A 24,630-nucleotide genomic window follows, 5' to 3' on the forward strand; every position below is an offset into this window, starting at 1 on the left:
ACACATTTGTAGTTGTTGTTTTATATTATTATTTTATATTCGTTCTTAATATAGACCTTCACTATCTTATTGTATAGATTTCACGTGCAATTGTCATAGAAATGTCTAGATTAGGAGACACTCTTTTGACAAAGGTTTGTTTCGAGCGTTTTAGAGTAAGGAAGATTATAATGTACATAATAGATGCGGAGGGATATTAAATGAACATTTACTTAACATCAGGTACACCTGAATTTATGAATTCTTTAAAGGAAAAACATGCTGAAGAAAATTTATTCGTTCTTCACGGTGAAGGAAACGCGGTCCTACTTCACGAATCAACTTCTGAAACGTTTTTTCAAACGCCACGAAAATACGAGATAATTGACGCTTCCGGCGATTTAAGTGATCAAGGCTATTTTGTCTTCAACAATATTCCGGTAACCGATGAAGGTCGCCCAATTTTTGAGCATCGTTTTAATAATCGTGCACGCGCAATTGAAAACGAACCTGGTTTTATTGCAATACGTGTATTACGCCCGGTTGGGTCAGATACGTATATTATTTTGACAGAGTGGACAGGGCCAAGTTCATTTATTGCATGGCAAACGTCACAAGCATATAACAAAGCACATGAAAAACGCGGTACTGGTGATGGTATTGACAAACGTCCTAATATTTTCTCAAGTGCCTCTTATGTAACCACATATACGACTGAAAAAAAAGACGAAGAAACCGAGTAATCGTGAAAGCGCGCTAATTCCTGTAACGGAATAGCGCGCTTTTGTATTCTTATAACAAAGTTGACTTGGTGAGAAACACTATAACTACCGACCATCCCTAGTTATCATATATATTTACATATTTTCCAATAATCGTTTGGAAATTTGTTCAAATTCATCAGGTCCAATTCCTGGCGCAAATTCTTCAGGAAGATCTTCGAGGTCTGGAATCGGTCCGCCTTTAGGTGTTCCTTCTTGAACAATAAGCGGCTCGCCACTACTTGGATTTTGTCCTTTCCAAATGGATCGAATATCCTTATAATAACCTTCATCATTCCATGTAAATAAGACGTTTCCTAAACCTTGATCTTCAAACTTTCTTGCGTGATCGAATGCACGATTATCTAAATTCGGAATTGGTAACATCTTGGTTATATCGACCCCTGTTGCCATTTCAATTGCCCTAGCATAAGCCAGAACATGCGTGCCGCCTCGTACAAGTAAATAACCGATCATTTCTCTGGCAGTGTCGTGATTTGTCATTTCATATACGCGCATTTTATGTGTCCTCGCTCCACATTCTAAGAAGAAGTTGTGAAGTAAATCCAATACCAAGTTTCCACTAGAAAACACGTGATCACCTCGCCACGCGTTGCCCATTGAATCACCTGCTAAAGCAGTCTGAGCATTTGCGATAAAGGCATAGGTGTTGCGTTTATCTTTGGCATTTTGTAAAGGAGTTACATCCGGATCACCCGCAAATGAAGTCCCTTTTTGCAATAAGTTAATAGTATTAGCTACTAGCTCTACATGGCCAAATTCTTCCGCAGTAATGCTTGCAACCAGATCATAGAAAGGTTTAAATTTAGTTTTTTGACGAAAATTAAATGATTGATACATATAATTATTTAATGTGGACATTTCACCAAATTTACCGCCTAAAAGCTCTTGTACTGCAGCAGCGGCGTTAGCATCACCATATTCAGGTATCGGTAGCTCAATTTGCAACCTATTCATTCGTTTAAAAATGAAATATCTTCCTTTCACATTTAATCATTTAAGGGGTTTAGCCCCTGCATTGTTATTTATATGATTTATATGACTGAGATCAAGAGCATATGTTTGTTTGTGCTAGGAAATAGCCGGTGACACCCAAATGATTTGTTGGGTACGGATAAAAAATGGTGTTTCGTTAGTTTCAACAACAATATGATCTGGCAAAACCTTGCTTAGTTCACCTTTAACGACACTATTATTTGTTAATTGGACAACAATTTTTGTACCAATAATTGATGTTAAAGTTTGATACACATATGGATCGAAATGACTTACAAACTCTACAGATTTCTCTGGTTGACCATTCACTTATGCTACACTCCTTCCGCTCAATATTCATAGTGTATGGCAGAAGAAATTATATGTGATTAGAAAGTTTTATATGATTTTTAGCTATAAGAAAAAGAAACTCCTGTTATCAGAAAGTAAATGTATATTGTTCTTCCTATATATAATGTATTTTAATTCACATTAACAACAGCTAATTGAAATTAGATACACCCCTTAATTATTGTATAATTAAAAATCCTTCAATTGTTCTGTAGCTTTTCGAATGATATAATTACAAAGATTAAAACCATTTCGCGAGTCGAAAGGAGAATTACTATGAAACAACAACTATTTGAAAAATTGGATTACGCATTTGAAGAAATGCTCGTTATCCGGCGCCATTTACATATGCATCCTGAAGTATCGTTTAAAGAGACCAATACAGCGAAGTATATTCAAGATTACTATGCAAACTTAGGGATTGAATTTACACCTAACGTTGGAGGAAATGGCGTGGTGGCGCGTGTTAAAGGTGGATTGCCAGGTAAAACTGTTGCATTACGTGCAGATTTTGATGCATTACCAATTCAAGACGAGAAAGATGTATCCTATAAATCAACTGTACCTGGTGTCATGCATGCATGTGGTCACGATGGCCATACTGCTACGCTATTAGTCCTAGGAAAAACCTTATATGACATGCGTGAACAATTATCAGGTGAATATGTGTTAATACATCAACATGCAGAAGAGTATGCACCAGGTGGAGCAAAACCGATGATTGAAGCCGGCTGTTTAGAAGGCGTCGATGCTATCTTTGGTACACATTTATGGTCTTTGACTCCTTCAGGAACAATCGAATACCGAGTCGGACCTATCATGGCTGCATCTGACCGGTTCGAAATTATTATTCAAGGTCGTGGAGGTCATGGAGCAAGCCCACACCAAACAAAAGATTCAATAGTCATCGCTTCGCAACTCGTTACAAGCTTACAACAAATTGTATCTCGTCGAGTTAATCCTATTGATTCAGCAGTAGTGACGATTGGTTCATTCGTTGCACAAAATGCCTTCAACGTCATTGCAGACTCCGCGAAGTTAATCGGTACAGTCCGTACGTTTAACCCTGAAGTGCGTGATTTAATCGAAAAGGAATTGGATCGTGTAATTCAAGGAACATGCCTTGCGAATGATTGCACATATGAATTTTCATATGAAAGAGGCTATAACGCAGTAGTTAACCATGAAGCTGAAACTCATTTCTTAAAAGAAGTGGCTGAACAAGTGCCAGGGGTTAGCGAAGTTCGTGAAACTCAACAACAAATGGGTGGCGAAGATTTTGCTTACTACTTAGAAAAAGTACCAGGCACTTTCTTCTTCACAGGTGCAGAGCCTCAAGGTGAAGTTTATCCTCATCATCACCCAAAATTTGATTTCGATGAGAATGCCATGTTAGTAGCTGCAAAAACTTTGGGCGCAGCAGTTTTGGATTATCAAGAAGTGGAATAAAGGATAACCCGACATCATATATGGTGTCGGGTTTATTATTGTTAATTACAAGAATTGTTGGTGAAATCCCCTCGAACTATGCTCTTCATCTTTTATACTTCACTTGAAAAAGTCCATCAGCTGCCTATTTTGTAGTTGTAATTATGGGAATATTTAATATTTTGTCGCATATCCTTTAACAACGATTGATTAATTGGAGGAATAGTGTGAAAAGTTCAAACAAAGTAGTAATTCTGCTTAGTTTCCTGTTACTTACCGTTGTCATTTTAATTATTGTATTAGCAAATTTGTCACCTGAATCTGATCAGGATCTTTATATTCGTTCCGTTAATGATGTCGAAGTAGTTACAAATAAGTTAACTGAAACTGATTTTCAACAAAAGCTTATTACTAAATTAAAAGATGAAGGGTACAAACCTACCGGAAGTATTGGGTACACGATTTTTAGTATGGAGAAAAAACAAATGACCATTGTATTACATGGAATCGATTCAAATCGAAGCAAAGCGGAAAACTACATTCAAGAACTTACGAATCAACTATCATCTTCCATTGGTCTAGGCACATTTGAGGTAACTATTTTGGAAGATAATGACTGATCAAAAAGCACTTGATTTGCTACTATTCTATTGAAAGGATGTTCTCTTGGATTTACCAGTTGCAGTTGGCTACCGAATACTTCAAAAACAAACGCCAAAAGTTAACGTTTATTATCCATTTGTATTAGGTCTAGGCAATATTCAGGCGGAAATGAAGATAAACTCAGCCATTGTTTCTACATTAAATAATACGATGATTGAGCTTGGATATAATGATTCAAACCTCATTGAGATGGTTGGACAATTTGAAATCAAGACAAATGAGAGAAATATTTTAAGCTTAATCCTCACCGTTTATGCTTTTACTGGTGGCGCACATGGAATGACCATTGTTAAATCTTTAACGTTTGATGTGACGACAGGAAAACAGTATGAATTAAAGGACTTATTCAAGCCTGATAGTAATTATGTCAACGTTTTATCGCCCATCATAGAACAGAAAATTAAAGACTGGGAAATCCAACTTCTTGAAGAGTTTACTACAATAAGGCCTGATCAAGATTTCTACCTTGCCGACCATTCACTGGTTATCTATTTCCAACTGTATGAAATTACACCCTATGTTTGGGGATTCCCATACTTCCCTATCCCAATCCTCGACATTCAAGAAATCATCCAGCCAAATGGACCGCTCGATAAATTATTGTCTTTTTGAATTGAAGACTTCAAATCATATTGAATACCATCAATTAAAAATGGTCTCATAACCCTAACTAAATCTAACGGGTTATGAGACCATTTACTTATTTACTCATCTTTAAGGTAACCTCACTCACAATTAAAATGACAATCGGCAATGCATATAAACTCACTTGTTCCACTCCAGCTATCACTACAGTCACTAGTACAATCAAAGCTTGCAACCCTTGCACGACACGTACCAGTTTTAGAATACCTTTACTCCTGGAATTTTCATCAATCGGGAAAAGCATATCCATCCGGAATTCACTGGAGGCTAACAAGGCTTGTTTGATTTGAATCGCAGAAGCAAATGACAATGCACCAACAAAAATCATCACAACTATTGGAATACCAATAAATACTGCACCTAAAGCTGACAGTAAAGTTAAACGCATCCATAAGTAAAACGTGTCATCCGTTCGCACGAAAGTTCTGAACACCAAATAGTCTTGAGCATTTTTCTGATGACTTGGCACTAATCGGTATAGGACATTAAGCCAAGCACGACGGTGAATGCTCCCTTGAATATGAGGAACATCAGTAAAATAATTTGCAAATCGATAAAAACGTAACATCCGATTTTGTTCCACTTCCACAAAGTGTTCATATGGAAAAGGTTGTCCGTTTAATTGACGAGTCCATGAAATGTAATAAAATATAATAGGAATAATCAGTAACGCAATATAAAGAGGATTCATCGTAAACGCACCAGCAAGTATAGCGATAGATACTAAAGCACGAATAACGCGATCGCCCCATATCCCTTGTCCTCGATTGGCCCACCTAAATGCAAATTCCACTTGCACGTTCCACCATTTCATTAACAATATAAGGATAAATACAAGACCTAGTGTCTTTGGCTGAACTTTACTTACTTGACTCAATAAAGGGAGTGCCACAATAAATGGCACGACCACAACAAAAAGTTGCGACCAAAACGTCCAGGATAATGCCTTTTTCATATATGTCTTTAATTTAGTTTCAAGGGGAAGTAGGTACACTTGGTCTGGTTCACGAATCAATGTTGTTGGAATACTAAACGCAAGTAACACGCCGATAACGACCGATACTAACCATGTACCTGGAAAATCACTTGATACTGTTTTCAACCATTCACTATATTGATAACCCCCTGCTCCAAGGACGAACACAATGACAATTGCAAGATGACCGGTGAATACATATTTCAAGTATTTTTGAAGTTCATTTACATAATGAAGAAAACGTATACGCCACACGTCATGCAGGTTCTTCATTGTCTCGCTCCTTAGTCATCGCAATGTACAAGTCATCAAGAGTAGCTAGTGGCATGTTAAATGCTACTCGTAAATCGTTCATTGTCCCTTGTGCCCGTATTCGACCGTTATGCAATAACAAAATTCGGTCGCAATAGCGTTCAGCTGTAGATAAAATATGCGTTGACATTAGCACCGATGCACCGGATTTTTTCTTTTCGTTCATCTGATCAAGCAAAGATTGAATACCCAGTGGATCAAGTCCTACGAACGGCTCGTCAATAATATATAAAGAAGGATTTACTAGAAATGCACACATAATCATGACTTTTTGACGCATCCCTTTTGAAAAGTGGGATGGAAACCAATTTAATCGTTTCTCCATGCGAAACTCTTTTAGTAACACTTCTGATCGTGCAGCAAGCATTGCATTATCTAATCCATAGGCCATAGCTGTTAGTTCTAAATGTTCCTTTAGCGTTAATTCATCATACAAAACAGGTGTTTCTGGAATATAGGAAAATGAAGATCGATAAGTATCCATGTCTTCTTCCATCGTCACTTCGTTTATACGGATTTCTCCATCTTTTGGATTCATTAAACCAATAATATGTTTAATTGTTGTACTTTTCCCTGCTCCATTTAGTCCGATGAGACCGACTAATTCACCAGGTGCAATAGAAAAAGACAAATCATGAATAATTGGTTTGCGAGTATATCCACCAGTTACTGCACTTACTTCTAATACGTTCATAAAGTTGCACCCCTTTTATTCTTTATCTTATCAAAATATTCGCTTCATTGCTTTTTACTTGCATTCCTTAACTATGATAAACTTAATACCATCTATTGAAAGGAAGTGGCCACAATGAGTGATTGTTTGTTTTGCAAAATTGTAGAAGGTTCAATACCAAGCACAAAAGTGTACGAAGATGAGCATGTATTAGCCTTTATGGATATTATGCCACTTACAAAAGGACATACATTATTAATACCAAAAAAACATCACGAAAATGTTTATGAAATGTCTTCTGAAGAAGCAGGACAATTATTTTCTGTTGCGCCAAAAATTGCAGCATCACTTAAAGCTTCTTTCCAACCAGCTGGCTTAAATTTAATGAATAACAATGGTGCTTCTGCTGGACAAAGTGTATTCCATTTCCATCTTCATTTCATTCCAAGATATGATCAGACGGATGGTTTTAAAGCTGTATGGCAAACTAAAGAAAAACAATACACAAGTGAAATGTTTGCCCAATATGCAGAACAAATTCGATTAAATCTAAACATGTAATCTTGTATTTTCCCTATTCACACTGTAAAATGATAAATAAGTTTCTCGCTGCCGATCAAATGATACGTCAGGGGAACCCAAATAGGATAGAAGAGCTGAGGAGAGATGAGAAAATGAATACAAAAAATTTAGTGTTAATGTCCCTATTAGTTAGTGTAGGTGCAGCATTGTACTTAATTATCCCAGGATTTAGTGGTGGGATGAAACCAGACTTTATGTTAACAATGATGTTTATTGGAATTCTACTATTTCCAAAAATATCACATGTATTTCTATTAGCTATCACTACAGGCGTAATATCTGGACTGTTTTCAACTTTCCCAGCAGGATTTATTCCAAATGTTGTTGATAAATTCATTACTGCATTTGTATTTTTTGCAGTGGTTGTCGCTTTGAAGCATTTGTCAACTAAACTTCCTGTTGCAGTGGCACTTACAGCAATTGGCACATTATTTTCAGGAGTTATTTTCTTATCCGTTGCAATTTTTGTGCTCGGGGTAGATTTACCGATACCATTTAGCGGACTAGTTATCGGTGTCGTACTGCCAACTGTAGCATTAAATGCCATCGCATTTTTCTTTATTTTCCCGATTGTTACTCAATTGGTGAAGAGATCGAAATTCGACACAGCACTTTCAAACTAATAAACTATATGGTCTGCCATTATGGCAGACCCTTTTTTGTTGTCTTTGCTTGTCCTACATGTTTTAATTAATTTAAATGAGGAATAGTACATGTATATGAAAGGAGTGCACCTAAAATGAAAGCATCTACATTTTTTATTGGTCTAGTAACAGGTGTTGTAGCAGGTACAGCTACGGTCTTATTCTCTACACCTCAATCTGGTAGCGACTTGCGTTCGAATTTCAAAACAGCATCATCTGATTGGAAAGAGAAACTTTCTGAAGTGAAATTTCAAATTAGTGATTTAAAAGAATCAATCGCTGGTTTATCTAAAGAAGCAAAAACGAAAGTTCCGCAAACAATTGATGACTTAAAACAGTCCGTTCAAGAATGGCAAACTAAAACAGGTCCGATTCAAGAAAATTTACAAACTGAGATTACCTCAATTCAAAAGGCATTGGAAGAACTAGAAAAATCGTTAGCCAGAAACCAAAAAGATACTTCACCCGCTATCTAAAGATTTATCACTCTGGAACTGTCTAAAAAGTCTCTAAAATAAAGCAGGTGAAGAAAAACGACTCGTTTTTCTTCACCTGCTTTTATGTTTCCACTTTTTTCTCTTGAAAGTAGATGGCGGATGCCTACTACTTTCAAGAGATTGTTCGCCAATGCCACAATCCCAAACTCTGATTAATTGTACGATAATCGGCTTGCTTCTTGTACAGCTGCGAGCCATTTTGCGATTTTCGCTGAGTAATTTTTCAATCCCTCGTGAGGAATAGAATTTTTTAGAATACCCTTAGAGAATCACTTTCGTCATCATCTTTGGGTGGAATGAGCTTCTTCCACCATCTTTATAATGAGAAAAGAAAGATTTCTCTTTAATAAACTTAATCATTTCATCGATCGCGCGTTTCAAGCGACGAGGAGACTAACGGACTGCCCGCGGAAAGCGTCCTCCTGTAACGGAAATCGACAGCATCATTTTTATACGAAAAGAGGGCTGCCCTTAAAAGTAATTTTAAAGACTTTTGGGACAGCCCCATTTTTTTATAGAATTGCGTAAAATTACTAAACTCATTTAACTATGAATAGATCAAAACGAACATGTTCTTTCCTGAAAAACAGATAATTGCTGTTTTTTCAAAATCTTTTCAACATTCTAACTATGCGCATCTTTACTTTTTTGCTATAATGATAGAAACTGACTATTAAAGGAAAAAGGTGACGACATGTCTGAACAAATGTATACAATGAAAGAAGCCATGCTATATAGCCAAAGGATTGCCCAGCTATCGAAAGCACTTTGGAAAGCTGTGGAAAAAGACTGGCAACAATGGATAAAACCTTATGACTTGAATATTAATGAACATCATATTTTATGGATTTCATACCATTCACAAGGTGCCTCCATCTCAGATGTTGCGAAGTTTGGAGTAATGCATGTGTCTACTGCATTCAACTTTTCGAAAAAACTAGAAGTACGAGGATTACTGTCTTTTTCAAAACGAGAAGATGACAAAAGGAATACATATATTGAACTTACTGAAAAAGGTGAAGAATTACTAATTGATATGATCGAACATTACCACGATTCCCAGCACTCTGTAATTGAAAGTTCACTTCCTCTTAAAGATTTATACGGAAGATTTCCTGAGTTCATGGAAGTGATGGCTGTCATTCGCAATATTTATGGAGATGACTTTATGGAAATTTTCGAACACTCATTTAAAAATATTGATCAAATCTTTGATGAAAAAATCGGAAACATCAAACCAACCGTTAAAGATAAAGCAAAATAAAGCAACGATTGAGACCGTTACCAAAAATGTAATATTTGTAGACTTGCTTTTTCCAACAAAACATCGTAATGTATGTATCTGCCACCATATTATTTTATATTAGGAGATGCATACCGTGCACTGCTGGAAAACTATAAACGTAAAAAAACAATACGGATTTGACCGTATTTTCATGTTATCGACAATACTCGTCATTGCTGTTTTTTCACTCTTTTATGTGATGATTGGAATTTTAAATGATAGTCGACTTTCTGACGAACGATTTCCCATTTTTATACTCAGCTTTGTTTTGATCTATCCAATTCATAAAGCACTTCATTGTATACCGTTAATTCGTTATAGCAATAACATTCAGTTCTCAGTAAAAAAACAATTTAGCTTTATACCAATTTTATCCATACGCATAAAAGAGCCTGTACCTAAAGCTCTTTTCTTATTCGCTTTACTTGCTCCATTTTTTATTATTAACAGTATTCTTGTAGCTGGCGCGTTCATGTTACCAGCATTTGGTCACTACTTTACAATTTTACTCGCGTTTCATAGTGGTCTATGTCTAATTGATTTATTATATATTAAAAATCTAGCCCGCTCACCTAAAAAAGCGTTTATTGAAGAAACAGACACAGGATATGAAATTTTAGTCCCTCCTGCTGCTATTTAGTCTGATTACTGTTCTTTTTCTCGCTAATTTGTTATGATTGTGAGGATTGGGCAGAGGGGAGGAATAGACATGATTATTACGGTAATAGTGCTATTCTCAGTTGTGTACTTATTTCAGATTAATCGAATGACTTACGCGTTATGTATGGTACGGGAAATTCCTGAAGAAAAACATAATAAGATTTTCCGAACCATTAATGTTTTGATTACGATTTTACTCATTTCCTTTTATGTGAAAATTACTTTAACCGCATAAAAAAGTCCATTCGCCTGAAACCAGGCAAATGGACTTTTTCTTTACTTCTTATAAAAGGTTTACCCATTTAAGAAATCCCTTTATTTAAAGTCTTTTTTTAGCTTCACAGACTAGACCGTCACTAAGCTTGAATCCATAAGATATGGTTCATGAAGGCATTGCGACAAGATTGATTAGCACCGCATTTTGCGACGAGTAACCGCAGGAGCACAATGTCGCGTATTTAACCTTCTTTAACTTATTAGGCCTTTCCAGTACCGTTGTCGGTCTATAATGCGCCTGCTTCGCTTTTCTTTTTTAGTACAAGAACGCTGCCCCTACGATAATCAATAAAATAAATAATACAACAATTAACGCAAAGTTGGATTGTTGCGGATATCCACCACTCACTTCGCACACCCCCCTCCTCTTTGTTATCGTATGCACTTTTTTGATTCTTTTGTAGGCAAACTAAGGAACCATTTTGGTTTTTATATCGTTTATGGTATAGTAACTACTGCATAAAGATGACAATTAGGAGTGGACTCTCATGAAAAAATCAGTTTTAACATTTACCTTAGCGGCATCAGTTCTAGCTTTATCAGCTTGTAACGGCGGAGCATCAGATGATGCAAAAGTTGTAACATCTAAAGCTGGAGATATTACTAAAAACGAACTTTATGAAGAAATGAAAGAGTCTGTCGGTAAGCAAGCACTTCAAGTCTTAATTATCGAAAAAGTATTGGCTTCAGAATATGAAGTTACAGACAAAGAAATAGAAGCTCAATTTAAAAAAGAAAAAGAACAAATGGGTGAAACCTTTGAACAGTACCTTGTTGAACAGGGGCAAACAGAAGAAAGCTACAAAAAATACATTCGTCTAAATTTATTGCAAGAAAAAGCGTTGACTGAAGGCGTTAAAGTATCAGACGAAGAAGTTAAGGCTCAATACGATACCATGAAAACTGAATTAAATGCTCGTCATGTATTAGTAGCTGATGAAGAAACTGCTAAAGAAGTAAAAGCTAAACTTGATTCCGGAGCTGACTTTGCGGAAGTTGCGAAAGAATACTCAACAGAAGAAGCGGCACAAGAATCAGGTGGCGAACTTGGCTGGTTTACTTCAGACAAAATGGTACCAGAATTTTCTGAAGCAGCTTTCGCTTTAGAACTTAATACAATTAGTGAGCCAGTTCAATCAGATTTCGGTTTTCACATAATTGAAGTTACTAAAAAAAGAGAAACAGACATTGGTACATTAGATGAAAATAAAGATGAAATTATCAATACTCTTAAATTGAAAAAAGCAGATACAACTACTTTATTGCCTAAAGTTTCGAAGTTAATGAACGATGCTGACATCAAAATTAAAGACGAAGACTTAAAAGATGCAATTGATCAAATTTTAAACCCTGAGCCAGCTGAACCAGCTGCCGCTGAATAAGAGATACATAAAAAGGCGCTTCCGCAAATGGGGAGCGCCTTTTATGATGGTTAAAAACTTCTTTGTGTAATGGATCTAGCTTGACCTGCCCTACCTTCCTTACTCGAATGTAGGTTTGTAGAAAGAGCGATTATCGAGCGGGAATAAACGCTCAGAAAATTCACCAGGGTTCGTTTTATTTAATGCCCGGTCTAGCATGTTCATCTTCGCATCAATATTATCGATATAGTGAAGCATTTCGGCTTCACGTAGCATCGGTTTTTTTGGACTACCCCACTCTTCTTTACCGTGATGTGATAGCACCATATGTTGAAGAAGCATTACCTCTTCTCCATTAATCTGCAATTCTTCTGCTGCTTTTGAAATTTCATTAACCATGATGGTGATATGGCCTATTAAATTCCCTTCAATTGTATAAGAAGTTGCGATTGGTCCAGATAACTCTGTAACTTTACCTACATCATGCAAAATGATACCTGCATATAGTAAATCTTTATTTAACGATGGATATAAGTCACACAATGACTTTCCAAGTTTCAACATCGATACAACGTGATCAATTAATCCTGAGACATAATCATGATGATTTCTAGTTGCTGCTGGGTATGTCATGATGGCAGCTTGATGTTTCTTTAATAAATGCCGAGTAATACGTTGAATGTGGGGGTTTTTCATTTCAAAGAAAAATTGCATCAATTCCTCGAACAATACTTCTTTAGCTTTTTCTGCTGACGGTACAAGATCAGTTAACGAAACGCCTTCATCGTCTTTTGCAGCACGGATACTTTTAATTCGCAGTTGGTTTTTTCCACGATAGTGTTGGATTTCTCCACCTACACGGACAATCGCCTCAGAATGGTACAAGGTCTCATGTTCTTCAGTTGTGTCCCAAAGTTTTGCTTCAATATCTCCACTCTTATCTTGTAGTATCAGTGTCATAAATTTATTTCCCGTAGTTGTAAAAGCCTTAGTAGATTGTTTAATTAGTAGAAAATGGTCTACAGCTTCTCCTACTGCTAATTGTGTAATACCCTTCATATCAATGGCACACTCCTTTCTTTTTGTAAAGCTGAGACATCAATGACGTGTGCATAAGGCCAAATTGATGTCATATCTTCATGACATGTAAAGTATAAGAATTGATGATTGTTTTCTAAATCTGTCATTAATTGTACCATTTGTTTCACTCGGAAACTATCAAAATGGACAAAAGGATCATCCATTATTATTGGAAGTGGAACAGAATCAACAAGTGATTCTGACAAAGCAAAGCGTAAAGAAATATACGCTTGTTCTTTAGTTGCTTGACTTAATTCAGCAATACGAAAACGCATGCCATGAGGATTAATGGCTTCAAAAATTCCTTCTTCATTTACTACAAGTGATTCATAACGACCATTCGTTAACTGAGTAAAGAATTGTTGTGCTTTTTCAAGAACAAATGGTAGACGTTTCTCTTTTAAATTATACATCGTTTGTCTGACTGCCTCAGTAATCACCTTATTAACGGACCATTTGTATGCAAGTTCAGCAAGCTCTGCTTTCTTTTGTTCAAACTGTTGAAGTGTATTACCATAGTGTTCATCACTTAACATCGAGCTAGTTTGCTGTTTTAATAACGCTCTTTCTTCTAGCAAGTCATTGTGAGTCTTTACTATATGATTCGAGTGTTCTTCTACTTGTTCGAGTTGGAATTCCTGTTGATCTTCATCTTCTGTTGGTAAAGTGATTTTCCCAATAGAATCTAACTGTATATTTATTGTTTTTAAATTATGTTGAAAGGATTCTTTTTGGCGAAATGCTGAGTCCGCTTCGTAGAAAGCAGGTTCAGTGTCAACTTGCGCTTCTCTCCATAGCATTTGAATATCATTTGACTGCACTTCAAACAATCTTTGTTTTTCAGTTAACTGAAATGCCCATTTTTTTACTTGTTCCTGATCATGTTCTTGCTCTTTTTTGCACTCTTTAAGTGCATTGGAAATGTTTCGCAAACGACTATAAGCCTGATTTTCAGAAAATGATTCACTTGTAGCTTTCTCCAACTTAGTAAGTCGCGTATGAATTTGCTCCACAACAGCTTGATGTTCAGTTGATTTGCGTATATTTAATTGATGTAGTTCTTGAATTTGTCGAATACGTTTGAAGAGTTCTGGAAACAATTGTGATTGCAACAGCCCATCAAATCCGTGAAGCTTTAGAAATTGGTTCAGGGTTTCTTGTGCTTCATCACGTTTTTGAATAACGGCTATTACATTTTGTTCAATTTTCAATAATAATTGTTGTCTATCTTGACGTTGCTCAGTAAGTTGCAAAAGTCGATCATTATATAAGCTTACTTGTCCAGCTAGCTGTTCTGATTTTGACAGTTGTCCTTGAAGAGACACTATTTCTGCATGATAATCTTTCGTTTGTTTTTCAGACTTTGGTTGATTCGTGCTCTTCAATAAAACAAAGATTACTCCTGCCAAAAGAATACCACCAACTGCGATTCCCCCATTCCCTAAAGAAATTGCGCCAATTATAGAGGCAAGTAAAATCAGCACACTCACAATGACGTGTGTATTTGTCTTCTTAGTTGTAGGTTCAGTCTCAACTTGTTGCTGTGCTTTTAGTTCTGCAAGTTGTCTTATTAAATTATGCAGTTTTTCAGATTGTTGCTGTTCCTCTTCAGATGGAGCTGACGTTTTGAGTTGAACTAATTTCCGCTCAAATTCTTCACTTTCACTTTGCGCTCGATCACGGCTTTTAATTTCAAAACGTGTCTCTTCTTCAGCTTGTAGTAACTGTTGCATTACTTGTTGGAAATGCTCTTCTTTTTGAAGTGATACATCCATATCTTTCACTTGGTTAAAATGAGCTTCGTCTTTAATTCCTAGTAATCGGCTATGCTGTTCCATTTCTAGTTTCGTTTGTTCAAGTTCATTTGTAAGTTGTTGCTTTCGAAGCTGCCAGTTATGCCACTCCGTTTCTTTTGACAATAATTCCTCCATTTCTGTTATTCGTTTAAATTCAAATGGTTCATTAGATTGTTGTTGTAGCTGTAAAATACTTTGTTGAAGTTGCTCTATTTGAACTTGATGCTCTTGTAAACGATCTTTTATCGCTTCGTATCGTCGAATTCCTTCAGTTGGAAATGTAAGTTGATTGATAGCGGCAAGTTTTGTATTGAGCTCAAGTTGTTGCTCTAACAATGGTTTTGCTTGACGATATTTAGAAAGTTGCTCATTTTGAAGTTTAAGTTGTTGTTCTTTATTTTTCAACATGTCCAGTTGTTGGTCAATATCTGACATGCGTAAAATTGAAGGTTCATATTGGTTAATTTTTACTCTTTCTTCTTTTAATGTTTGCTCGAGTGTTCGAAGCTCTTCAATTTTCACGTTCATTAGAGGATTCTTTCCAGATTTTTTAAATAAGGCATTCATTTCTTTTGTCGCACGTTGTTCTAGCTTGGTAATAGCATCTACTCCGGTTGTACCTGAAGCGAGTAATGTTCGGCTCAGCTCTTCTTCAGTCATCTTTTCGAAGTTTTGTAATTGATGAATGGAAAACGAGAAAATAGACTCAAAGGAGGCACGATCATATCGATAAAGCACCTTTTTCAATGCTTCTTCTTCACCTCTAGTTCCATCTTCAAAGAAAACTATTACGTCACCAGCAGATTTCCCCTTAACGCGTTCAATCACTACATATCCGAACTCGGGGTGGCTTATATGAATTTGTCCACCGTGACGCCCTCCACCTTTTGGTTCATATCTAAGCTGGCCTTGGTTTCGAAGCGGGAACCCAAAAAGCACAGACAACATGAACTGTTGTATCGTTGTTTTGCCTGCTTCATTGCATCCGAAAAATACATTGATTCTATCTTTTAGTTCAATTGTAATATCTTCGTGCTGCCCAAATCCATAAATAACTAGTTTTTGAATGCGCATCGATTTTTCCTCACTTCTTTACTGAGAGTTCTTTTTGTAAAAAATCTCGTACTTCTTTTTCTATGGTTTTATAGTCTTCGTCTGCTAATTTATCCATAAATCGAATCGACCGTGAATGTTGATACACATCACTAACGATTTCTTTCCATTGTTGTGAGTCCCACTTACCCATTACTGATATCACATTCTCCGTTAGTCCACTCGACTCTAATTCAATGGTTTCTGAAGTTTCAATTGAGATGGATTGTATCCAAACATTCGGTTCTTTCATTTCTTGGGTTTCTCGAATCATAGATAGCCATTCATCCATTGGAGTACCCTCAAGCAACGCTAGCGTATTAGCATCTACTTCAGTTAAATTGAGTTCTATTACGCCCGCTCCATATTTATTCCGAAATTGATCAATGGCTTTTTCAATTTCCTCAAACCACTCATTCGCGTGCACAATGTCTTTACATGAGCAATTAACCACATCATAAATAATTGCAGAAGTAGGCATGAATGTAAGCCGTGCATCTCCCTTCTCAAGAGTCACATCATAATACCCTTTTGGCCCTTTTTCATTACGGTGACGACTTTGAATATTTCCTGAATAAACAATTGGTGGTTCCATATGTAAGACTTGTCGTTTATGGATATGCCCAAGCGCCCAGTAATCGTAATTTTTGCTAATGAGTTCTGCTTTTGTGAAAGGCGCATACACGTCATGCGTTGCGTCCCCTGCCAAACTTCCATGCAACATGCCAATGTGTAGCGCATCGGTTTGTGCAGCTTCTTCATATGAAGGCATCATCGACTCTTTCACATGTCGTTCTATATAGCTAAAACCACTTATGTATACATCATGTTGTCTTATACGAATATGGACTTTTTCGGTTTTCTTTTGAAACACATGTACATTTGAAGGAAGTTGAAAGCGTGTCCATTTCCCACCAAGATGATCATGATTCCCATGACAAAGAAACACTGGAATTTGATGTTTATTTAGCGTTTCCATCCCATGTTGGAACTTATGTTGCGCACGCAAGCTTCGATCTTCTCCATCATAAATATCACCGACGATAAGAACGAAATCCGGCTTTTCTAGAACCGCCGTTTGAATAAGAGTTTGAAAAGCTTCAAATGTACTATTTCGTAGCATTTTTAATTGATGCTCAGGCATTGAGGTAACACCTTTGAATGGACTATCAAGATGCAAGTCAGCTACGTGAAAAAATCGAATAGCAGTCATGTGGGAACCCTCCTTCAATAATCGAATGTTTGTTCTTATTTTAACATTTGAATTGGTAAATTACTATCAAATGGTAGTGGTGGAATAAATCATTTTTACTATTTCAAATTTCACACAAGTCACATAGCATATCCTGTTTTCTTCGGTAAATGTCTATCGTAATATGTTGTTGTATTTCACATTAAGAGACTAATTAACTTCCTTAATTTCACTATTACAAAATGGATCAGTTTTTTACAACGCAGAAGTCTATTTTTACAACGTCATCTTCCATAATTACAACGATACAGTCAATAATTTCAACTGAGCTATCGCTCGACACTAGAACTGTCTTTTTTTAACGGTACAGTGTGGCAAACACTTAATTAATTCAAAAAGCTGCCGAAATTTCATCTTCGACAGCTTTTTCTCTATAAAGTAAAGTAAGGGTTATTCTTTCTTAGCTTTTAGCTCATTATTTTTTTCCTAATTGAATAGCTGCCTTAATATCTTTTAATGATTGAGATGCACCATACATTAACACTCCTCCACGATAAACTCGTGAACCGAACCAACCTAAAATAAATATGGTTACTAACAATATTCCGATTCCGAGTACCGGCTCCCAAACAGGTAAATCAAGCATACCCACTCGTAAGAACATCACAAGGGGTGTGAAAAATGGGAAGTATGAAGCAATTTGCACATAAGTTGCTTGTGGATTCCCAAGTCCTGAAAATGCCACGAAAGATGCTATGATAATTAAAAATGTCATAGGCAACAATATTTGCTGTACATCTTCAGTACGACTCACAAGAGATCCTAGCAACGCTGCTAGAGTAGCGTATAAGAAATAGCCGAGTATGAAGAACACAATTGAATATATCATTGTACTTATACTGACATTTGCGAAACCGAAAAATGAAAAAACTCCAGATGATAAATCGGATGAAGTTGTTTGTAATGCCGCAAATCCAACCAAACCGAATAAAGAAATTTGCAACAATCCCAGAGTTCCTACACCAGCAATTTTTGCAAACATATGTTTAACTGGCGACACACTTGAGATAATTATTTCCATTACGCGTGATGATTTTTCAGTTGCGACTTCCATCGCTATCATATTTGAATAGTAGAAAACAGCGAAGTAGATGACAAATATTAAGACGTAAACCAATCCGCGTGCTTCGCTTAATTCTTCTTCTGTTTTCGAAGAAGCACTTACTGCCGTTTGTTCAAATTGAATTGGAGAAAATAATTGAGTAACTTCTTCTTCTGTTAATTCTAAAGAATTTGCTTTAATATTTGTTTGAACGCTTTGCAGAGCTTCTCGAATCGACATTGGTATTTCAAAAGTATTGGCATTTTCTGATATGTATGATGCTTGAATGGTATCTTTATCAGATAATACTAAAACTAAAAAGCTAGCAATTTCTTTGTCTGTAATTTGCTTCTCAAGCTCATCATTCGAATTCGTTGTAACTTTTAATGTAATACCGCTATCCGACATATCTAATTGTCGTTGAAGTTGAGTGACTATACTGCCACTCTTATCGACTACTAATATTGTATGATCATCTACTCCTCCACCAAAGACTCCTACATCTTGAACTTTTGAAATGATGCTAGAAAGATTCGCCATTAAGAAAATACCCGCCACTACAATTAACGTTGTAATGACAAAGGACTTTGTCTTTGCTTTTGTCCAAAAAGATTGTTTAAATATTGTCCAGAAATCACGCATTATTTTCCCCTACCTTTTGGATGAAGATATCATGTAAAGATGGTTCTTCTATTGCAAAATAACGAATGTTCCCTTTCACTAATGCCGCACGTAATAATTCATGTGCTGTACGTTCTTCTGAAATTTGGAATATGCCACCTTCTTTTGAAGGTTTAAACGAACTCACACCTTCCATTTGTCCTAAATAAGTCAAGTCAAAATCAGCTTTCAACCTCACGTTTTGAAGCCCAAATCCTCGCTTCACTTCGCTGAGAGTTCCGCTGACAATCGATTCCCCGTGATGTAAAATGCAAAGTTGCTCGCACAATTCTTCTACATGGTCCATGCGGTGACTGGAGAAAACGATTGTTGCCCCCTCTTTTTGAATGTCTAATATAGCTTGTTTTAACATTTCAACGTTTATTGGATCTAAACCACTAAACGGTTCATCTAAAATAATAAGCGAAGGTTTGTGAATTATAGAAGCAATTACTTGAATTTTTTGCTGATTCCCTTTTGATAATTCCTCTACTTTTTTGTGTGCATAGTGAGGAACTTCAAAACGTTCAAGCCATTTACTCGCTGCGAATTTAGCTTCGTTCTTCTTCATACCACGAAGCTGTCCTAAATACACTAACTGGTCTGCCACTTTCATTTTTGGATACAAGCCTCGTTCTTCAGGTAAATAACCAATGTGTTTACTACTTGCGTAGGTAATTGGTTTTCCATTCCACGTAATAGCTCCTTCAGTAGCATCCAATAATCCTAGAATCATGCGAAATATAGTTGTCTTCCCAGCACCGTTAGCACCTAAAAAACCATACATACTACCCTGTTCAACTGTCATGGATAGATCATTAACTGCCCTAAAATCCCCAAATTTCTTTGTAACATGATCAATTTTCAATGTCATGTTTTACCTCCTTACAATCTGTTAAATAAGCTCGTCTAGATACACTATGCAAACGAATTTGTTTTATTGTATAGTTCATCAAAGACATCTCTTATTGTAATTCATTCAATAAAAATAAATTAAATGGTAATATAACTTATAAAATACCATGACACAAAATCAATCATTCGTTAATTCTTCATCCTCTTCGTAAACAAATAGGTCTTCGATCGTACAGCTAAATAAGTGTGATAATTTAAACGCCAAATTGATGGATGGATTATACCTTCCTTTTTCCAATGAAATAATAGTTTGTCTTGAGACATTTAGTTGATCAGACAGATAATCTTGCGTCATATTGAACTTCACGCGTTTTTCTTTCACAAAGTTCTTCATCTATCTTCTCTCCTTATTTGTAAAGTTTATTTTAAGTAAAGCTTACTTTACTTAAAATAAATCTGTCAAGTACACTTTACAAACTATTTTTTTGTCTAGATAACTTGTATAATGAATTAACATTCACTTAAGAAAGGTTGGATATTTATGAAGCCTTATAAATTCACCGCATTCGAAAAGACAGGGAAATTAATTGTAGAAGAAACTTGGGAATTTGCTTCAGAGGAAGAAGCAAAATCTAAAGGACAAGATAAGATTGAGGAAAAAGAATTTTTAAATACGACTCATCGTTTAGTGAACACTTCTGGAAAACTCATTTTATTTCATGTTTAAAAAAATCTGCTAAAGCGCATTCGCTTTAGCAGATTTTTTCCTTATTCGCCTTTATAGTGCGGTTTTCGTTTTTCTACGAATGCCTGAATTCCTTCTAAGTGATCCTCTGACCTGCGCATTGCGGATTGTGATGAACTTTCAAGAGCCAAGATACTTTCCAATTCATGAACATTATGAGTATGTAAAATGTTCTTTGAAGCAATCATAGCCTTTACTGGAGATGCTAAGAACTTTGCAGCTGTCTCTTCAGCTCGCTCGAAAGCTCTTCCTTCAGCTGTCACTTCATCAATTAATCCTAATGCTAGTGCATCGTGGCCGTTTAACACTTTACCTGACCAAATCAGTTGTTTAGCTTTAGGTATTCCAATACGCTCTTTCAAGAAAAAATGTCCCGCTCCGTCTGGGACTAAACCGATTCCAATGAAGTTCATGGCAAGTTTACTGTTTTCTTCTGCAATCACAACATCACAGCCAAGCACTAAGCTAAAACCTAATCCTGCTGCAGCTCCATGAACTGAAGCAATTGTAATCATTGGAAGTGTATAGAGTGCTTTTGCTAATCGAGTAACATCTACCATAACCGTATCAATATCCATTGGACTATTTGGATCTAACATTGCTTTTATATCGCCACCTGCTGAAAAAGCACGACCTTCTCCTTTAATAAGTAACACCTGCACATTTTCCTCTTCATGTAACCATTCTAAAGCTTCAGCAATTTCTTTCATCATGATTGCATTCATTGCATTCATACTTTGTGGTCGATTTAACGTCAAAGTTGCTAAACGGCCATTCTTTTCAATTGTTAGTGTTTCGTATGTCATAGTGGCACCTCTCTCTGAGTGAATAGTCATTCATATAAATAGTATTCGAGATTCATTTTGTAAATCCTTTAAATTTATTTATAATCCGAAAAGAAACCTTCTATTGTTTTACATTCCACTTACTTAGTGTCCTAAAAAATATAGTAAAGTAAATTTCAGTTGAGTAGTTCGCTTAGATATTATAATAAATACTTCTAATGACAATTATTAAAATTGTATATCCACCCAAAAAAGTTCCTATACTAAAATTGACTAAGGTTCGATAATGGATTCCAGGAGGAAGAATGAAGAATTTACTTTATGCTTTAGGTCCTACATTCATGATTTTTATTGGTTTAACTTATTTCGAGTCAGTTCCAATTACATTTGTACTGTTTTATAGCTGGCTATTTGCCATTCCTTTTGCAACTTACTTGCGAAAAACTCAAGACAGACTAGACTTTATTCAATCAGTCAAAAATGGATTTACAATAAAGTCTTTTTTATTTGGTCTAGTCAGTGGAGTCATTTGTTTAATTACAATTTTTAGTTATGTGTACTTTTCACAAGACTACTTATTTAATTTAAATCAATTAAATGAATTACTTGTAAAATGGCATTTCAGTGGTTCACATATATGGATATTTATATTCGTTTTAATTGTAATCAATCCCTTTTTAGAAGAATGGTACTGGCGTGAATTTATGCACAAGCGATTGCTTATTTCTTTAAGTGGCATTCAAACTGTTTTCGTGACATCATTCTTTTATTCTTTATATCATTTATTATCACTAGTTCCAATGTTTGCAATGCCTTTTAGTTTAGTTGCCACAATGCCTATATTTCTAGCCGGATTACTTTGGGGTTATTTCCGAATCAAGTTCAGATCTATGGTCGCACCAATAATTAGCCATACACTAGCTGATATAGGCATTATATTAGTGTATTTATTTTATTTCATCCTATAAAAGACTTATTAAATAAGAAGTTAAAATCAAATTGAACAAAAAAACCCTCTAGTAAGTAAATCTCAGTGGAGATGAAAGTGTTCTTACAATTTAGCAGCAAACTCGCTTTATTATTTTTCAGAATAAAATTTATTAAAGTTATTCAAATCACTTGCTTATCATTTAGTTTGGTGCTATGATGAAGAAGAATTATTTTTGTCAGTGTAAAAGATTTGTATACGTTAAAACTTTACGTCTTAATGATCACTTTGGGCAGGGATAGTATTACATTGTGTGAATTTCACACTAGGAGGCAACAAATATGGAACAAGGTACAGTAAAATGGTTTAATGCAGAAAAAGGTTTTGGTTTTATCGAACGTGAAAATGGGGACGATGTATTCGTACATTTCTCAGCAATCCAAAGTGAAGGCTTCAAATCATTAGACGAAGGTCAAAAAGTTACTTTCGACGTTGAGCAAGGCGCTCGTGGAGCTCAAGCTTCAAACGTTCAAAAAGCATAATATAACCTTTCAACAGACTCTACATTGTAGAGTCTGTTTTTATTTGTCCAAAAACCACAAAAAACTCCACTTCTATTGTACATATTAATTCATACTTCCCTCAACCAAGTAATATCCAGCCTTCTTATATAGAACAAAGATGTATATAACAGATTAAATAGCCTTTTTTACATGGATATTTTATTTTTCTCATGAAATCAATCTAATTTAAAGCTTAATTTTCAAAAAGAAAAAACCAGCACAAGGCCGGTTTATATTCCTTCATATAATGATTCCACTGACTTCATTAACACACGGTTTACTTCTTCAATTAAACCGCTAAGCGCCATTTCAGCTTGAAGCATATTTTCAATTTTTGCGTTCGATTGGACGAGTTGGGCTGTTTTTTGTGCATATTCTAGTTCGTCACCAGCAATTTCTTCGCCTTGCATTTGTTTTTGTTGTAAGGTCATTTGCAATTCACGAAAGCTTTTAAACAATGCTAGTGCTTGTTCGTCCGCTTTTACTTCTTCTACTGCTTTTTGAACAGCTGCATACTCTGCAGTTTTCCTAAATGTGTTGTCTAATCGATTAATATCATCATAAATGTTAACTGTCATGTAATTCACTCCTATATCATATTCATTAAGTAGACGATTCCGCCTTGAATTAAACCAATTAGCGCACCCAGTACAGCTCCAAGAACTGTAATCATTTTAAATTCTTTTCTTGATATACCTAAAACTAAATCTTCCAGTCGTTCAACTGGGAATGAATCAACTTGCTCTTGTACCATCTCTTCTAGCCTTAATCGCTGAATCATTTCTTCTAGCTTTAGTTCGCCTTGAATAAACGCAAACTCTGTCATTTTCGGCGTTAAGTTAATAGCAGTCCAGTTAGCACCTTCAGGCCAATATAATTGTAACGTACTATCTAGTCGTTTTTCAACCGCTAGCTCTTGTTTCGCATAGGATTTCACTTTCGTTAAAACTGGTTGTAAATCAAACCCGCCAATCAATTCGTTTAATGGACGACTTTTCAACTTCTCCCATTCCCCTCGAATGACATTCGAAAGTATTTCAAAGGTTCCTGGCGCACGCAAGAATTTTTGTATTTCTGGTTGCACACGATCGACGATGGTAGAAGATTCACCCATGAACATTTGGATCATGTTGCCAAACGTTCCTTTAGAAGAAAGGAAATCATCAATTAATCGTTTCACTGTTTGACGTCCTTCTTCCGAGTCGAAATACGTTTCCCCTTTTTCAATCATGTAAGTAACAATTTCAGGAATGCGCTCTTCAGCTTGTTTCTGCCATTGTTCAGGAGCTATTTCTTTCACTGTTTTTGTGGCAAATCGGGATTCAATTAATGCCATTTGCTCATCAAGTATTGAATCGAATTTCCCTTCCACTCGAGAAGGCACATGTTCAATTCCAGCTTTTGACAGCCATTGTTGAAGTGTCATATGTGATTCAAACACGTGTTTGGAAAGTTGTGACTGAATCCATAACTCAGCTTTTTTCCGCATGTCATTAGAGAAGAATCGTCGTTTAAACGTTTCAGGTGTTAATAAATGTTCAACGACCGTTCGACCAAGTTGTTTAGCTAGCTCATCCCTACGCTTTGGAATCAGTCCAGGCGTAAAGGGCACACGCCATTTACCTATATATTTCGCTTCATGAGGACGAAACAGCATTTTAATCGCGAGGTGATTCGTATATCCCCCGATCAAGGCACCAATAAATGCCATGAATAGTAATATCCATATAAAATTCAATTTGT

At 36.0% G+C, this 24,630-nt stretch carries 28 protein-coding genes; 14 read left to right on the forward strand and 14 right to left on the reverse strand.

The genetic code is table 11. The annotated features are described in order from the left end of the window. Positions 1 to 200 precede the first annotated feature (200 nt). Complete coding sequence (locus C406_RS0103615; protein WP_017379228.1) at positions 201 to 722, forward strand: antibiotic biosynthesis monooxygenase family protein; 522 nt, start codon at positions 201 to 203, stop codon at positions 720 to 722. A gap of 114 nt (positions 723 to 836) precedes the next feature. Here the strand turns inward: C406_RS0103615 and C406_RS0103620 are convergent, their stop codons facing one another. Both C406_RS0103620 and C406_RS0103625 read right to left on the reverse strand, forming a co-directional pair. Next, on the reverse strand, positions 837 to 1,730 hold the full coding sequence (locus C406_RS0103620; RefSeq protein WP_026045594.1) for a manganese catalase family protein: 894 nt from the start codon (positions 1,728 to 1,730) through the stop codon (positions 837 to 839). 102 nt (positions 1,731 to 1,832) lie between these two features. After that, a complete protein-coding gene (locus tag C406_RS0103625; protein WP_017379230.1) occupies positions 1,833 to 2,066 on the reverse strand; it encodes a YuzF family protein in 234 nt (77 codons plus the stop codon). Between the two features lie 297 nt (positions 2,067 to 2,363). Between C406_RS0103625 and C406_RS0103630 the strand changes: the two genes are divergently transcribed. The 3 genes from C406_RS0103630 to C406_RS0103640 all read left to right on the forward strand — a co-directional run bounded on the left by C406_RS0103630 (position 2,364) and on the right by C406_RS0103640 (position 4,790). Next, positions 2,364 to 3,536: a M20 family metallopeptidase gene (locus tag C406_RS0103630; protein WP_017379231.1), complete on the forward strand. Its 1,173-nt coding sequence runs from the start codon at positions 2,364 to 2,366 to the stop codon at positions 3,534 to 3,536. Positions 3,537 to 3,742: 206 nt separating this feature from the next. Next, entirely contained in the window at positions 3,743 to 4,135 is a 393-nt protein-coding gene (locus C406_RS0103635; protein WP_017379232.1) for a hypothetical protein, read from the forward strand. Between the two features lie 46 nt (positions 4,136 to 4,181). Beyond that, positions 4,182 to 4,790 (forward strand): DUF3298 and DUF4163 domain-containing protein, encoded by a 609-nt coding sequence (locus C406_RS0103640; protein ID WP_017379233.1) that lies wholly within the window; start codon positions 4,182 to 4,184, stop codon positions 4,788 to 4,790. Between the two features lie 88 nt (positions 4,791 to 4,878). Here C406_RS0103640 and C406_RS0103645 read toward each other — a convergent pair whose 3' ends face one another. Continuing rightward, entirely contained in the window at positions 4,879 to 6,072 is a 1,194-nt protein-coding gene (locus C406_RS0103645; protein WP_017379234.1) for an ABC transporter permease, read from the reverse strand. Further along, positions 6,056 to 6,805 carry an ABC transporter ATP-binding protein gene (locus C406_RS0103650; protein WP_017379235.1) on the reverse strand — a complete coding sequence of 250 codons (750 nt, stop codon included), beginning with the start codon at positions 6,803 to 6,805 and terminating at the stop codon, positions 6,056 to 6,058. Before C406_RS0103650 ends, C406_RS0103645 begins: the two co-directional genes overlap by 17 nt. 114 nt (positions 6,806 to 6,919) lie before the next feature. Between C406_RS0103650 and C406_RS0103655 the strand changes: the two genes are divergently transcribed. From C406_RS0103655 to C406_RS0103680, 6 genes are all read left to right on the forward strand, one after another. Beyond that, positions 6,920 to 7,345, forward strand: coding sequence for an HIT family protein (locus C406_RS0103655; RefSeq protein ID WP_017379236.1), 426 nt, complete (start codon positions 6,920 to 6,922; stop codon positions 7,343 to 7,345). A 113-nt stretch (positions 7,346 to 7,458) separates the two neighbouring features. Next, entirely contained in the window at positions 7,459 to 7,989 is a 531-nt protein-coding gene (locus tag C406_RS0103660) for a tryptophan transporter (protein WP_017379237.1), read from the forward strand. 116 nt (positions 7,990 to 8,105) lie between these two features. Then, on the forward strand, positions 8,106 to 8,486 hold the full coding sequence (locus C406_RS0103665; RefSeq protein WP_017379238.1) for a YtxH domain-containing protein: 381 nt from the start codon (positions 8,106 to 8,108) through the stop codon (positions 8,484 to 8,486). A gap of 715 nt (positions 8,487 to 9,201) precedes the next feature. After that, positions 9,202 to 9,771, forward strand: coding sequence for an HTH-type transcriptional regulator Hpr (locus C406_RS0103670; protein ID WP_017379239.1), 570 nt, complete (start codon positions 9,202 to 9,204; stop codon positions 9,769 to 9,771). A 115-nt stretch (positions 9,772 to 9,886) separates the two neighbouring features. Beyond that, positions 9,887 to 10,432 (forward strand): DUF3267 domain-containing protein, encoded by a 546-nt coding sequence (locus C406_RS0103675; protein WP_017379240.1) that lies wholly within the window; start codon positions 9,887 to 9,889, stop codon positions 10,430 to 10,432. A gap of 69 nt (positions 10,433 to 10,501) precedes the next feature. After that, a complete protein-coding gene (locus C406_RS0103680) occupies positions 10,502 to 10,687 on the forward strand; it encodes a hypothetical protein (protein ID WP_017379241.1) in 186 nt (61 codons plus the stop codon). Positions 10,688 to 10,984: 297 nt separating this feature from the next. Here the strand turns inward: C406_RS0103680 and C406_RS20090 are convergent, their stop codons facing one another. Beyond that, the gene (locus C406_RS20090; protein WP_017379242.1) at positions 10,985 to 11,077 is read right to left on the reverse strand and encodes a YjcZ family sporulation protein; all 93 of its coding nucleotides are present in this window, start codon (positions 11,075 to 11,077) and stop codon (positions 10,985 to 10,987) included. 139 nt (positions 11,078 to 11,216) lie between these two features. Here C406_RS20090 and C406_RS0103690 point away from each other — a divergent pair, with 139 nt between their 5' ends. Next, a complete protein-coding gene (locus C406_RS0103690; RefSeq protein ID WP_017379243.1) occupies positions 11,217 to 12,110 on the forward strand; it encodes a peptidylprolyl isomerase in 894 nt (297 codons plus the stop codon). 99 nt (positions 12,111 to 12,209) lie between these two features. Here the strand turns inward: C406_RS0103690 and yhaM are convergent, their stop codons facing one another. The 6 genes from yhaM to C406_RS0103720 all read right to left on the reverse strand — a co-directional run bounded on the left by yhaM (position 12,210) and on the right by C406_RS0103720 (position 20,260). Next, positions 12,210 to 13,148, reverse strand: coding sequence for a 3'-5' exoribonuclease YhaM (yhaM, locus tag C406_RS0103695; RefSeq protein ID WP_017379244.1), 939 nt, complete (start codon positions 13,146 to 13,148; stop codon positions 12,210 to 12,212). Then, entirely contained in the window at positions 13,145 to 16,039 is a 2,895-nt protein-coding gene (locus C406_RS0103700) for an ATP-binding protein (RefSeq protein ID WP_017379245.1), read from the reverse strand. The genes yhaM and C406_RS0103700 overlap by 4 nt, the downstream gene beginning before the upstream one ends. Positions 16,040 to 16,049: 10 nt before the next feature. Continuing rightward, positions 16,050 to 17,270, reverse strand: a complete 1,221-nt coding sequence (locus tag C406_RS0103705; protein WP_017379246.1) for a metallophosphoesterase family protein — start codon at positions 17,268 to 17,270, stop codon at positions 16,050 to 16,052. Positions 17,271 to 17,724: 454 nt separating this feature from the next. Continuing rightward, positions 17,725 to 18,993 carry an ABC transporter permease gene (locus tag C406_RS0103710; RefSeq protein ID WP_017379247.1) on the reverse strand — a complete coding sequence of 423 codons (1,269 nt, stop codon included), beginning with the start codon at positions 18,991 to 18,993 and terminating at the stop codon, positions 17,725 to 17,727. After that, positions 18,986 to 19,885 carry an ABC transporter ATP-binding protein gene (locus C406_RS0103715; RefSeq protein WP_017379248.1) on the reverse strand — a complete coding sequence of 300 codons (900 nt, stop codon included), beginning with the start codon at positions 19,883 to 19,885 and terminating at the stop codon, positions 18,986 to 18,988. The genes C406_RS0103710 and C406_RS0103715 overlap by 8 nt, the downstream gene beginning before the upstream one ends. 159 nt (positions 19,886 to 20,044) lie before the next feature. Then, positions 20,045 to 20,260, reverse strand: a complete 216-nt coding sequence (locus tag C406_RS0103720) for a helix-turn-helix transcriptional regulator (protein WP_017379249.1) — start codon at positions 20,258 to 20,260, stop codon at positions 20,045 to 20,047. Positions 20,261 to 20,407: 147 nt separating this feature from the next. On the opposite strand from C406_RS0103720, the gene C406_RS0103725 reads away from it, so the two are divergent. Next, the gene (locus C406_RS0103725) at positions 20,408 to 20,593 is read left to right on the forward strand and encodes a YhzD family protein (protein WP_017379250.1); all 186 of its coding nucleotides are present in this window, start codon (positions 20,408 to 20,410) and stop codon (positions 20,591 to 20,593) included. Between the two features lie 41 nt (positions 20,594 to 20,634). Here the strand turns inward: C406_RS0103725 and C406_RS0103730 are convergent, their stop codons facing one another. Beyond that, on the reverse strand, positions 20,635 to 21,417 hold the full coding sequence (locus tag C406_RS0103730; RefSeq protein WP_017379251.1) for an enoyl-CoA hydratase: 783 nt from the start codon (positions 21,415 to 21,417) through the stop codon (positions 20,635 to 20,637). Between the two features lie 284 nt (positions 21,418 to 21,701). Here C406_RS0103730 and C406_RS0103735 point away from each other — a divergent pair, with 284 nt between their 5' ends. Beyond that, positions 21,702 to 22,364 carry a CPBP family intramembrane glutamic endopeptidase gene (locus tag C406_RS0103735; RefSeq protein WP_017379252.1) on the forward strand — a complete coding sequence of 221 codons (663 nt, stop codon included), beginning with the start codon at positions 21,702 to 21,704 and terminating at the stop codon, positions 22,362 to 22,364. A 301-nt stretch (positions 22,365 to 22,665) separates the two neighbouring features. Further along, on the forward strand, positions 22,666 to 22,866 hold the full coding sequence (gene cspC, locus C406_RS0103740; RefSeq protein WP_016429181.1) for a cold shock protein CspC: 201 nt from the start codon (positions 22,666 to 22,668) through the stop codon (positions 22,864 to 22,866). Between the two features lie 251 nt (positions 22,867 to 23,117). On the opposite strand, the gene C406_RS0103745 is transcribed toward cspC, so the two are convergent. Further along, positions 23,118 to 23,465, reverse strand: coding sequence for a YlbF family regulator (locus C406_RS0103745; protein ID WP_017379253.1), 348 nt, complete (start codon positions 23,463 to 23,465; stop codon positions 23,118 to 23,120). Positions 23,466 to 23,476: 11 nt separating this feature from the next. Continuing rightward, entirely contained in the window at positions 23,477 to 24,625 is a 1,149-nt protein-coding gene (locus tag C406_RS0103750; RefSeq protein ID WP_026045595.1) for a DUF445 domain-containing protein, read from the reverse strand. Positions 24,626 to 24,630: the final 5 nt, after the last annotated feature.

Origin of the sequence: Paenisporosarcina sp. TG-14, assembly GCF_000297555.1 — a bacterium.
GTDB classification, from domain to species: Bacteria; Bacillota; Bacilli; order Bacillales_A; family Planococcaceae; genus Paenisporosarcina; species Paenisporosarcina antarctica.